At 37.6% G+C, this 12,272-nt stretch carries 14 protein-coding genes; 9 read left to right on the top strand and 5 right to left on the bottom strand.

The annotated features are described in order from the left end of the window. Window positions 1–192 precede the first annotated feature (192 nt). Window positions 193–1,032: an oxidoreductase gene (locus tag RGB74_RS13975; protein WP_310759907.1), complete on the bottom strand. Its 840-nt coding sequence runs from the start codon at window positions 1,030–1,032 to the stop codon at window positions 193–195. A 476-nt stretch (window positions 1,033–1,508) separates the two neighbouring features. Here RGB74_RS13975 and RGB74_RS13970 point away from each other — a divergent pair, with 476 nt between their 5' ends. Beyond that, on the top strand, window positions 1,509–2,153 hold the full coding sequence (locus tag RGB74_RS13970; protein ID WP_310759906.1) for a C40 family peptidase: 645 nt from the start codon (window positions 1,509–1,511) through the stop codon (window positions 2,151–2,153). Between the two features lie 157 nt (window positions 2,154–2,310). Here the strand turns inward: RGB74_RS13970 and RGB74_RS13965 are convergent, their stop codons facing one another. Next, window positions 2,311–3,762, bottom strand: coding sequence for an MDR family MFS transporter (locus RGB74_RS13965; RefSeq protein WP_310759905.1), 1,452 nt, complete (start codon window positions 3,760–3,762; stop codon window positions 2,311–2,313). 244 nt (window positions 3,763–4,006) lie between these two features. Between RGB74_RS13965 and RGB74_RS13960 the strand changes: the two genes are divergently transcribed. From RGB74_RS13960 to RGB74_RS13935, 6 genes are all read left to right on the top strand, one after another. Next, a complete protein-coding gene (locus RGB74_RS13960; RefSeq protein WP_310759904.1) occupies window positions 4,007–4,477 on the top strand; it encodes a hypothetical protein in 471 nt (156 codons plus the stop codon). A gap of 21 nt (window positions 4,478–4,498) precedes the next feature. After that, entirely contained in the window at window positions 4,499–4,900 is a 402-nt protein-coding gene (locus RGB74_RS13955; RefSeq protein ID WP_310759903.1) for a VOC family protein, read from the top strand. Between the two features lie 147 nt (window positions 4,901–5,047). Next, a complete protein-coding gene (locus tag RGB74_RS13950) occupies window positions 5,048–6,274 on the top strand; it encodes an MFS transporter (protein ID WP_310759902.1) in 1,227 nt (408 codons plus the stop codon). A 209-nt stretch (window positions 6,275–6,483) separates the two neighbouring features. Beyond that, window positions 6,484–6,987, top strand: coding sequence for a GNAT family N-acetyltransferase (locus tag RGB74_RS13945; protein WP_310762886.1), 504 nt, complete (start codon window positions 6,484–6,486; stop codon window positions 6,985–6,987). A gap of 182 nt (window positions 6,988–7,169) precedes the next feature. Further along, entirely contained in the window at window positions 7,170–7,985 is an 816-nt protein-coding gene (locus RGB74_RS13940; protein ID WP_310759901.1) for a lipid II flippase Amj family protein, read from the top strand. Between the two features lie 78 nt (window positions 7,986–8,063). Next, window positions 8,064–8,741 carry a class I SAM-dependent methyltransferase gene (locus tag RGB74_RS13935; RefSeq protein WP_310759900.1) on the top strand — a complete coding sequence of 226 codons (678 nt, stop codon included), beginning with the start codon at window positions 8,064–8,066 and terminating at the stop codon, window positions 8,739–8,741. Between the two features lie 106 nt (window positions 8,742–8,847). Here the strand turns inward: RGB74_RS13935 and RGB74_RS13930 are convergent, their stop codons facing one another. The 3 genes from RGB74_RS13930 to RGB74_RS13920 all read right to left on the bottom strand — a co-directional run bounded on the left by RGB74_RS13930 (window position 8,848) and on the right by RGB74_RS13920 (window position 11,076). Then, complete coding sequence (locus tag RGB74_RS13930; RefSeq protein WP_310759899.1) at window positions 8,848–8,991, bottom strand: hypothetical protein; 144 nt, start codon at window positions 8,989–8,991, stop codon at window positions 8,848–8,850. A gap of 99 nt (window positions 8,992–9,090) precedes the next feature. Continuing rightward, the gene (locus RGB74_RS13925) at window positions 9,091–10,086 is read right to left on the bottom strand and encodes an aldo/keto reductase (protein WP_310759898.1); all 996 of its coding nucleotides are present in this window, start codon (window positions 10,084–10,086) and stop codon (window positions 9,091–9,093) included. A 216-nt stretch (window positions 10,087–10,302) separates the two neighbouring features. Next, window positions 10,303–11,076 (bottom strand): Cof-type HAD-IIB family hydrolase, encoded by a 774-nt coding sequence (locus RGB74_RS13920; RefSeq protein ID WP_310759897.1) that lies wholly within the window; start codon window positions 11,074–11,076, stop codon window positions 10,303–10,305. Between the two features lie 102 nt (window positions 11,077–11,178). Here RGB74_RS13920 and RGB74_RS13915 point away from each other — a divergent pair, with 102 nt between their 5' ends. Both RGB74_RS13915 and RGB74_RS13910 read left to right on the top strand, forming a co-directional pair. Next, entirely contained in the window at window positions 11,179–11,529 is a 351-nt protein-coding gene (locus RGB74_RS13915; protein ID WP_396136071.1) for an ArsR/SmtB family transcription factor, read from the top strand. 219 nt (window positions 11,530–11,748) lie between these two features. Next, a complete protein-coding gene (locus RGB74_RS13910; RefSeq protein WP_310759896.1) occupies window positions 11,749–12,255 on the top strand; it encodes an SRPBCC domain-containing protein in 507 nt (168 codons plus the stop codon). Window positions 12,256–12,272 lie beyond the last annotated feature (17 nt).

Here is a 12,272-nt window from a genome sequence, read left to right as displayed (position 1 = left end):
ATCCAAAGCATTTTTCGTAAAATTAGAAAATAAATTAATATAAGCAGAAAAACCCGCCATTTTTTAAGTGGACGGGCTTTTTCTGTTTTCGTAACTTTGATGGATATTAAGCTGAGACGAAGAAGTGGTTGAATCACAACTGACCACTTTCACAAAATCTTTATAAAAAAACAGTGTCTTTTAGAAAACAGCCTATTTTTTTAACAGTTTCTTCAAAATAATGCTCTCTAACGTCTTCCACGGCAAGATCATTTTCATGAAGATGTTCATCTTCACTCCGTTTCCGATCGGATAGCGAAGCTTTGGTGTTTTACTCATTGTGGCGATACGGGTTATAAGTTTCGCAACATCCAGCGGGTTTCCATGCACTACTTTTACATTGCCGATGTTGTTCAAAATGGCTTCCATATAAGTGTGGTAAGGTGATTTTGGATTGAGTGTTATCTTATCAAGCGTCGACCAAATGTTGGTCTGGTAGGAACCAGGTTCAACGAGCACTACATCAATTCCGGACGGTTTCACTTCAAGACGGAGGCTTTCACTGAATCCCTCGACCGCATGTTTTGATGCCGTATACGGTGACATGCCCGGAAATCCAAACCGGCCGCTGATACTGCTAATATTAATGATCCGCCCGCGCTGCTTTTTTCTCATGACTGGAAGAACAGCTTGCGTAACGGCAATCAGGCCAAAGACGTTCGTTTCAAACTGAGCGCGATAATCATCGACTGAAAGCTCTTCACAAAACCCGCCAGCCGCAAAACCCGCATTGTTCACGAGTACATCAACATGACCCAGCTGTAATAAAAACAGTTTAAACTCATTTATCGAATCAGACGATGTCACATCGAGCGGATGCAGACGTATGGAATCCGAAACGTTCTGCTCATCTGCTAATTTGAGCAGACTCTCTGATTTATCCATATTCCTAATCGTACTGATCACTTCAAATCCAGCCTTCGCCAGCTCAACTGCACTCAGCATGCCGAACCCGCTGGAAGAACCGGTAACGATCGCTATTTTTTTATTCATGAAAGTCTTGTCCCCAATACTTAAATCATTTTTAAATGGCCACACATTCAATTCTCTTCCACATTTCCATTCTCCTTTATTCATTTTATCAATTTACATTAAGGGAGAGAGATAGATTCTTAAAATATTTTGCTGATATTTTTGAAGAATGGATCCGAAAACCTGAATAATGATAATAATTCTATCGTTGCAAACATTTAATCAAGCCTTCAGACATTTTCTTAAACTAATCAGACAATTCTTCAGGATAATCAAACAATTTACCGAGGCAATCTAACCATTTTACAGACTATCGTCTCAAATAAACACGAATCGACACCACCTGACAAGGTTCGACTAGCTCTTTCGTAACGAAATATGTGATTTCTCATATATTTCATGATAATTGTTATTTCGCTGTAATCGCTTTAAAACCCCTTTGTTATATTTGGCTGTTAGTATGGGTCAGGTACGAATTAATAGAAGGGGATGGTACTTTGAAAAATTTAGTAGCAGGACTAGCAGTAGCAGGTGTTGTGGCATTCAACCCGGCAGTAGGTCATGCCGCGCTTGGTGACCAGAACTTAAAACCTGAGATGCAGAATTCAGACGTACAAGATCTTCAGCAAGCTTTAGATAAAAAAGGTTACTTTACTTATGACAAAACAACTGATTACTATGGAGACTACACAACAGCAGCCGTGAAAAAACTGCAAGATGACAAAGGAATCGCGGTTGATGGAGTAACAGGATTAGAGACATACAAAGCGCTAGGTGTATTCAGTAAAAAAGCGATTGTAGATACTGCAGAAAAATACGAAGGTACGCCTTATGTTTGGGGCGGAGATACCCCTGACGGCTTTGACTGCAGCGGATACTTAAAATATATCTTCAATGAAGGTACAGGTGTTCAGCTAAAACGCACGGTTGATGAAATGTATGCAGAAGGAACAAAAGTCGACAACCCAGCTGTTGGTGACATTGTGTTCTTTGACCTTGAAGGGAACGGACCGAGTCACGCAGGTGTTTATATTGGAGACAACAAGTTCAAACATGCTTCATCTTCAAAAGGTGTAACAACAAGCGAACTCGACAGCTCTTACTGGAAAGACAAATATGTAGGCGCAAAACAATATCGTTAAGGTTAAACAAAAAAAGGGATGGCCCAAGTTCAAATGGGTCATCCTTTTTTGCGGCATGCTTTAACGATGATGTCCGGGCGATACTGAAGAAAGCATGATTGAAGCCCTATCAGCCCCAAAAAAGCTGACTCACCATTAAGACGAGCCAGCCCTAATTTTAGTTATCTGCAGATTGCCGCATTTCTTTAATTAACAAAAATGAAATAGCAATGCCGATAACTATCATCACGAACAATACGCCATAGATGACGTGCATCCCTGAAGCTAGGATATCCTGCAGCTGTGAAAGTTTTTTAGCAGGAAGACTTCCGTGCTCAAATGAGGCGTTCAGATCAAGATCTCCCTGTCCGGATTTTTCCGCTTTTGAGAGTGTCACCATATTGAAAATGGTTCCAAAAACGGCTGAACCAAGGGTCTGACTGAAAGTACTCGTAAACGTATTCGATGCGACGGCTACCCCTCTTTTGTTAGAAGGAACGGAGCCTTGAATGATCAGCATGTAAATCGGTGTGATCAGTCCCATTCCTAATCCCAATATGGCTGATGCAAAATAGATCAGGAAAGAGGGGGAGGTTGTGCTTAGTGTGAAAAAGATCAGTGATGCTATACTGACCACAGTAAGTCCAAGTGTGATGATCCAATTTTCTTTCATACGTCCGACAAGATTACCTGTAACGAGTGAACCAATTGTCCAGCAAACAGGCAGTGGCATGAGCACGAAACCAGCTTCAGTCGCTGTTTTTCCCATTACGCCCTGACTCCATATTGGCAGGTAGATGGTGATGCTGATTACCACAGCACCAGAGATTAATGTCAGACCATTCACGATCAGTACGCTGCGGTTTGCAAAAAGATTGAGCGGAATAAGCGGTTCCGGAGATTTTTTCTCTATGTACACAAAACAAGCATAGATAAGAATTGCAGCAATAAACAAACCGATTATCAACGGATTGCCCCAATCATTATTCTGGCTGCCTGTTAATAGCGCATAAAGAAAAGCGATTGTCCCAAGCGAAAAAGTGACAGCTCCCCAATAATCAATATATGGTTTGCCTTTTGATAGATCTTCCTTATAATTGATGACCAGCAGCAAGAAAGCTAGTAAACCAAACGGAATATTTAAGAAAAAGATATAGCGCCAAGAAAGCGTATCTACTAAAAATCCACCCATTAACGGACCCAATACACCAGCAACTCCCCATACAGCACTGATCCATCCTTGCGCTTTTGCCCGATCTTTCGCTTCTGAATAAAGATCGCCAATAATCGTCATTGTTATCGGCATAACGGCTCCAGCACCAAGTCCCTGAATGGCGCGGTAAAAGATCAGCTGTTCCATGGACATGGCGATCCCGCAAAGTGCAGAACCCGCCAGGAAAAGGATGATACCGGATAGAATAACTTTCTTCCTACCAAATAAATCTGCAAGTTTTCCGTAGATCGGTGTCGATACGGCTGTTGCGAGCATATACACAGCATAAACCCAGCTGACGAGTTCAATGCCTGAAAGGTCACTCGTAATGCGCGGTATCGCTGTGCTGACAATGGTTCCTTCCATAGCAGCAAGCACCGTCACAAGCAATAAAGCAGTCATGATTTGTTTTCTCATAGAGATCCCCTTTCAAACAAACAGACTCCGATTTCTATAACAATCAAACATATTATCATGAAAGAGAATTATTAGCTATTTAATAAGCTCGGTCAACTTAAGAAATAGACAGTCTGATTTTCTCCTGCAGACCCTATTAAAGGCGTTTGAAAAGGAAAATTCTTATCCATATATCCATTCCATTTGTGGTAAAATTTACAATAAACACAAATGCCAATCAACAAAAAAGGAGAAAGCTGAAGTCATGTATAAGGTTTTATTTTTTATCCCGCATTTATTTTGGTTTCTGATGATGCTAGTTTTTGTTAAGGTGAACTTTTTTACGAATATTTTTGAACTAGCAATCTTCTTAATGATCAGTTTTATGTTTTATCTCTTTTTGGAGTTTAAGAGAAATAAAATGAATGACTCTAAGCAAAAAATGACAAAGATAAGAATCTTAGCTTTCATTATCTCAAATTTGATATTCGGGTATCTGGCAATCATGATCTATATGATTTTAGTGCCATTCTTCTCCTATATTTCTAATCCTGTTTTAGGACCGGATATGGAATTACTGCCTGTTCAAATCTACATCATTGCAGGGATATTCATCGTTACACTTTTGATCAACTCTCTCATTCTAAAAGTAAATTCCAAAACAAGTGTTATTTTGTTTTTAGCAAGCCCGTTCATCATGATCATTTCTCCTTTTGCCCTGATGCTTTTAAAATAAATTTATGAAGGGGGATAATAGATGATTTATGAAATGACCTATCAAGTTCGAGTATCTGATTTTAGCGAAGGGTTAAAATGGTATAAAACTTTATTAAATAAGGAACCTGATTTTACACCACACGATGGATTTGCAGAATGGGAACTGCTTCCTGGCTGTTGGCTGCAAGTAGCTGAAGGTATACCAACTGAGGAAAGTGGACCACTGCGTTTTGGTGTTTTATCCATTGAAGACGAGAGAAATAGAATGATAAGCGAAATGAAAGTAGAGCCTTTTGAAATACACGTAAGAGAAGAGGTTCCAGTGAGGTGGGCGACATTTGCGGACCCCTGGGGAAATCGTTTAGGCTTTTTTGAATATAAAAATGAAGCCGAAAAAAAGGATAGAATGAATAAAATACAGACAGTAAGTATAAAAACATAGAATTTCCTATTCCTTCATGTATCTAGAAAAGGCCAACTAGGTCTTTTTTTAGTTACATTTAATAAACATTTTTGTATAATAAGTGCAAGAAAGTCATAATTTAGTTGTATGATTTTGGTTTCCCATACTTAAAGGGAGGTCTCACTAATGAAAAAACCATTTTATTGTTATTGGTTTGCCTCTGCTAGTATTTCGTTAGCGGATGTTATTTATATCATGGTCATTACCACTTTTATATACCAACAAACAGGTTCTGCGTTTTTTGCGGCTCTTTTTCCTCTATTAAGAGCTTTGGCTAGTTTAGCAGCAGGGTTTACAGCACCGCTTATCCTTGAACAATTTTCTTTTTCAAAATTACTAGTCTTTATTCCTTTCATAAAAGCTAGCCTCATAACTTGTTTAATCGTTGGTTTTCCTTTTATAACCTCGAATATGACTTTACTGCTTTTTTGTGTTTTGATCATATCTTTCATTGAGGGATGGGGAAGTCCGCTTTTAAGCACGGTAGTACCGAAAGTAGTGGAAAAAGAGAATCTAGTAAAAGCAAACAGTTCACTATCCGTGACGAATCAAGCGGTACAGATTGCAGGGTATACATTCACCGGATTGCTCGTGATTAAGTTCGGGCATATGCCGACTTTAATAGGTGCCGCAATTCTGCTATGGCTTGCTGCAGTTTGTTTGTCTTTTATTGCGGGTTCCATCAAATTAGAAAATAATCAGCACAAAACAACTCAATCAAAATGGATGATGATCAAGGAAGGTTGGTCACATCTATGGAATAACGAAACGTTAAGATTAGTTACGATCATGGATATGATTGAAGGAATGGCAGGAACAATCTGGGTAGGTGCGATTACATTAGTTTATGTGAAAGAGGCATTGCATCAAGATGTACAATGGTGGGGCTATATCAATTCAAGTTACTACATAGGAACAATTCTCGGGGGCATCTTGACTTATTGGATGGCTAAACAAATACAAAAACATTTAATTATCAATATGGCAATAGGATCTGCACTATTCAGTTTGTTCACCCTGCTGTATGGCTTAAACAGCGTACCCATCCTTTCTCTGTTTCTCTGTGTTTTAATGGGGCCAGCTTACCAATTGAGAGATGTCTCACAGCAAACGGCCATTCAAACAAACGTGGATAGCGATCTTCTCCCCAAGATCTATGCTTCCAGAAATATCGTTTTATCGACAATTACTAGTATTTCAATTGCTATTTTTGGATGGGTTGCAGATGTGATCGGAGTTAGGTGGGTGTATGTGTTTGGAGCATGCCTAATTGGCGCGTCTGCGCTACTGTCATTTACTTTAATTAACGTACAAAGAAAACAGGGAAAATCAAAAGAGACTATCACTTTATAAAAAAAGGCAAAAAAGCTGAAGGAGGACAAAGGCATACCAAATGAACTGTTGGTTAGTCTTGTAGGGAATGGTGAAAAAATAAAGTAGTTAAATTTCTGGAGGAAATACCCCTTTTATAATGGAATAAAAATGAGATGTATCTATTAGTCTCTTAATGGAGGTATAGTTAGTGAAAACATGTACAAAGATTTTTATAAAACCGCTAAAAAATTAGTGATGCAGCATCCTTATTAGAACTTGAAATTAGGAACAAAGATTTTTTCAGCCAATATTCCATTAATCGAGATCCTGAATTCTATACCTTAGAAGGGCAATTGAAAAGGATGGAAAAGGCAGAGGAAACCAGGGATAGTGATTTAAGCTATTCCTTTGGTATTTACCTGAATCAATCCAATGATCTAATCGGACAAATAAGTTTATTTAAAATAGAAAGAGGACCTGCCCAAAAGGGTATGGTAGGATACTCTCTTGATATAGAGGAAAACGGAAAAGGATATATGACAGAAGCTCTTAAATTAATCGTTGATTTTGGGTTTGAAGAATTAAAGCTTCATAGAATAGAAGCCGAGGTAATGCCACATAATGCAGGGTCTATTAAAATATTGGAGAAGACAGGATTTCATAAGGAGGGAATCTCAAAGAAAAACGTGATGATAAACGGTAAGTGGGAGGATCATCAAGTACTTGCAATCATTAATGAAAACTATGAATAAAATATTCTATTTTAATAAATGACTTCTTATTTAGTTAAACGGTGCATTGCTCCAAGAAGGAGAAGTGCACTTTTTTATTGAAACTAAGTGGCATGAAAGGGAAAAAAGTAATAATAATTTAGTAAATTCATCTAATAAATAATTCTGGTAGCTTATTTTGAATTTTTTTTAAGGGGTTTATTATGGAACTAATTACTGGTAAGTTAATCACAATATCTTTATTTCTATTAATTATCACAATGATAGAGACTCTGGCTTATTCAACTAGAATTTCTGGGACAAGAGTGCAATTAATCGCAACTGCAATATCTTTGTTCAGCACACTAGTGATTGTTTCTAGATTTTCAACAATGATCCAGCAGCCTCTAACCGCAAAACTTATAGCTGAAGCACCTGATGTGAACAAATTAACTTTTAAAGAAGAGCAATATCGAATATTAATTGGAGTAACATCTTTTGGAGTTTTATTTGGAATCTTACTTTTTCCAACTTTCATAAATATTTTTTCTCGAGCCATCGTACAACTGTCAAACCAACGTGGTTCTGTAATTGCCCTATTTATTAATCAATTTAATTCAAAGGGAATTAAAAATGTATTTAAGTGCTTTAGAAAACCAAGATTGACTTATTTAAAGGGCGTAACCTTAAAGACGATTCCAAAACGTCTTTTTGTTATAAATGTAATAGTTTCTGCGGTATTTACTATTGGAGTGCTTTCCTCAATATATGCATCAATGCTAGTACCTAAAGATTATGCACAGGCTGCATTAATGTCATCAGGTATCATTAACGGTATTGCAACAATTTTACTAACCTTATTTATCGATCCGAAAGCTTCAGTCCTAGCTGATAGAGTAATGAAGAAACAATGTGATTACATTTACTTAAAAAGTTACTCATTGACAATGGTTAGTTCGAAATTATTCGGGACGGTTGTAGCGCAACTTCTATTTATCCCTGCTGCCTACTATGTAGCCTGGTTTGCAAAATGGATTTAATCGTTTCTTATTCAATTAACATGTGTATTAATCTCGGAAAGTTTGAAACAATGATTTGATATCAGGGATGAGATACGAATGCAGAATATGAAGAAAGTAAAAGAAGACTTTGATACAATTGGTAAATTTGCGGTCCAAGAGTTGGAATGGGATCACAATAATCACTATCATGATTATCTTCTGCGCTTTATACCTGATGATTGTAAAGTGGCGGTAGATATAGGCTGCGGAACAGGTGAGTTTGCCAGGAAACTAGCAGACAAATCAGAGCAGGTTTATGGATTTGATGTATCTCCTATCACGATAAAAAAAGCGATCGAGTTTTCTAAGTCATATCGAAATATTAAGTATAAGGCGGAAGATATAGTAGAGTATTCATTTGAAGATGAGTCATTAGATTGTTTTTCATCCTTTGCAGTTTTACATCATATCAACCTTCACGAGTTATTGCCCAAGTTAAAGAAGGCGCTAAAACCAGGTGGAGTTCTCATATTTCTTGATTTATATAATCAAATTACTCGTTGGGATTATTTACCTGATCTTTTAGCAATTCCGCTAAATCGTTATTATCTAAAAACAAAACCTCAGCGCTTGAAGACCGAAAAAGAGCTAATAGCAATGCAAGAACATATGAAACATGATAGATACTTAAGTAAAAAAGAGTTAATTAGCATTTTTGATACTTATTTGCCAGCGAATCAATTCAAAATTCATCTTTTTTGGAGATATTCATTAGTATGGCGTAAACCTGTTTAATAACCTTTTTCAAATACTGAAATGGATTTGTTTGTGCAGCTGAATAGTGCTTTAATGGAATAAAAAAAAAGCTCAGAAAAAAATCTGAGCGTTTTTTTAGTGATAGTTACTTTGCGTTACCTGATCCCTTTTCATAGGCGATAACCACAACATCTTTGTTAGACTGTCCTTTTAGTTTTTCCTCAAAAGATTTAATCTCACTTACTAAATTATCCGATAGATTTGCAGCAGTATAATCTTTATTGTTCATCCGTTTCAACACTCCTTTCAGTAAATATTCACAACACCATTATCGCCAATGTTAAAGCGGAATATTCAAAAAGAAGTAATTAAAAGGATAGTAGATTTGTTAGAAGAACCATTTGCTTCGAGGTACAGCGAAATATTCACCTGCAACGAGATTTGGAGGCACAGCTTCTTCAATTCGTTTTAAGTCTTCTGAATTTAAATGTAGATGAACCGCATTAAATAAATCCTGAAGTTGTGAACGTTTTCTTGCTCCCACTAATGGGATAATATCATCACCCTGCAATAGGACCCATGCAATGGCGAGTTGTGCAACAGTTACTTCCTTTTCATTAGCAATCTTACGCAAAGCCTCGACAAGTGCTAAATTCGTTTCGAGATTTTCGCTCGTAAACCTTGGAGCTTTTTGGCGCTTATCATCCAAATCCAACACTCTTTCTTTTGACCATTTTCCGCTTAGCAATCCTCGCGAAAGAACTCCATAAGCTGAAAGTGAAATGCCCAATTCTCGTAATGTCGGTAATATATCTAATTCGATACCCCTGTTAAAAAGGGAGTATTCACTTTGTACCCAACTGATCGGATGTACAGCATGTGCACGTCGAATGGTATCCACACCTACTTCAGAAAGACCAATATAACGCACATATCCCTTCTTTACCATATCTGCAATTGCACCAACTGTTTCTTCAACAGGTACATTTGGATTGAGGCTGGCAGTGGCAGGCTGATAAAGGTCGATGTATTCAACACCGAGTCGCAGTAAGGTATCCTCAAGAAAATTCTTTATGGTTTGAGGGTGGTTATTACTCCCCTGATGATTCTTGCCCAGCGGGTGCAGCTTGCCATCGAATTTTACTGAAATGAACGCATTTTCCCTTTGGATTCCTTGAAATGCTTCATGTAGAAGTAATTCATTGTGTCCGTCTCCATATAAATCTCCTGTATCAAAGAGTGTAATACCGCCATCCAATGCAGTGTGGATTGTTGCAATGCTTTCGCTTCGATCAGCTTGACCATATAACCATGACATCCCCATACAACCAAGACCAATTTCAGAAACTAACGGACCGTTATGACCGATTACTCTCTGTTTCATTGATAGATTCCTCCTGTTTTTGTGAGTCATATCACTCAATCAATGTCCATCTAGGTGTGTAACACACTTATTATATTGGTAAATTATTCAAAAACAAGACTACAATTATGAGGTTATTTATGGTAAAATATTAATAAGGAATCTAATGGCTGAATCGGATTTAGAATGATTTTGAACTTGGAAATTAATGTAAATAGAGACCTTTTAGGTATGGGGCTAAATGATCCCATACTTTTTTAATGCAAATTCAATTCCGTCTTCACTGGATCTTTTAGTAACAAAATCTGCAACACTTTTTAACTTTTCGCTTCCATTCCCCATAGCTACTCCAAGCCCCGCTAATTCCAGCATATCAATGTCATTATCTCCATCACCGAAGGCAATAGCTTCCGATCGGTCAATGCCAAAGAACTGTAAGACTTTTAGAATGGCTAACGATTTAGATACATCTTCTTGTAATACATTCAATACGAAAGGGTGCCATCTTTTAAAGGTTAGATGTGGAAACTTTTGTATGTATTTCTCAACTGCTTCGTCTGAAGCAAACAAGCACATTAAGTAGACCTCTTCTTGATAAATTAGCTCATTGATCGCTGGATACTTATTTAAAGACAATGTTTCCTTCAATGCGTTTAAGATTTCAGAGTCTTTTACACCGTTCATGCTGAACTCTTCTGTATAAAAAGAAAGACCATGGTTTTCTATACTCGCAAATTCAAACACTTCTTGCACGATCGTCTTATCCATTGCCACTTTATGAAGCACTTCTTGATTGTGTTTCACGAAAGCACCATTTGCCGTGATGAACGTATCTATGCCTAATTCTCTAATTTCATTGCACATGGATAAGGGTCTGCCAGTCGCTGCCACAACTGTTAGACCTTTGTTCTTTAATGCTGTTATGGCATCTTTCGTATGATTTGAAATGCTGCCATCCTCGTGGTGTGTTATCGTTCCATCCACATCGAAGAATGCGATTTTATAATCCATAGGAATCTCCTTTAGAAATAATAAAACAATATGTACATTATAACTAAATTTAAATATTTTCTGGAAATTTTTAAATATTCCTTTACACGTATATTCCTTGTGATGTATATTATAAACATGAAAACTATATTAAATGCTCTCGCCGAGCCAAACCGCTTGCACATAGTTGAACTTCTGCGTGATGGTCCCATGACGGTAGGGGAAGTCACAGAGAAACTGGGATTGAACCAGCCCCAAGTTTCAAAACATCTTCGTGTTCTGAGTGAAAACGGGCTCGTTGAAGTGCAGCCAATCGCCAATCGACGCTACTATAAATTAAGAGCAGAACCATTTAAAGAATTAGACACCTGGATTGATTCTTACAGACATCTCTGGAACGAACGATTGGACCGCTTGGACGAATACCTGAAGAATCTCCAAAGAAAGGAAGTGGACAAAAATAACCACCAGTAGCCGCTGAAATGTGTCACAAACAAATGGGATGATGAAGATAATCAGACTGAACTTTCTATGAAAATGGTCTTTAAATCAGTGGACGAACTTGAAAAGGCAATCAATGAATGTGGTGCTATGGAGGGAGCAAAGTACACCATGAACCTTCTGGTGGCACGAATGATAAAGCTTCAAACTAAAGCTGATTGAAATTTTTATATTTCTAGGAGGAATTAAAAAATGGCTGAAAATCATGTGAAGAATTCAATGACTACAACGGTTGAGGGTACTGACATCATCTTTACTAGAATCTTTGATGCACCAAGAGAACTTGTTTTTCAAGCACTGTCAGATCCTGAACATCTCTCACAATGGTGGGGTCCTAAATACTGGACGATTCCTGTAAGTAAAATGGACTTTCGTGAAGGCGGTTCGTGGCACTATTGCATGGAATCTCCTGATGGTGAAATGAAGTCTTGGGGATTAGCTTTATATAAAGAGATAGTTGAGCCTGAGCGAATCTTCTATGAAGATTATTTCTCAGATGAAGAAGGAAAAATAAACGAAAATTTGCCAGGCACTTTAATCACGTTAACACTTATCGAACACGAAGGTAAAACGAAACTTGTCAACCACGCTCAGTTCTCGTCAGAAGAGGCAGTAAAGACTGTACTGGATATGGGTATGGTCCAAGGCTTTACAGAAATGTGGGATAAGTTCGAAGCGTATTTATCAAAAATGAATTAAGATCTTTTAAACAATTT

The organism is Bacillus sp. NEB1478 (assembly GCF_031582965.1).
Lineage (GTDB): Bacteria > Bacillota > Bacilli > Bacillales > Fictibacillaceae > Fictibacillus.
Note: the sequence above shows the minus strand (reverse complement) of the source record. Positions and strands in the feature narration are given on the sequence as shown.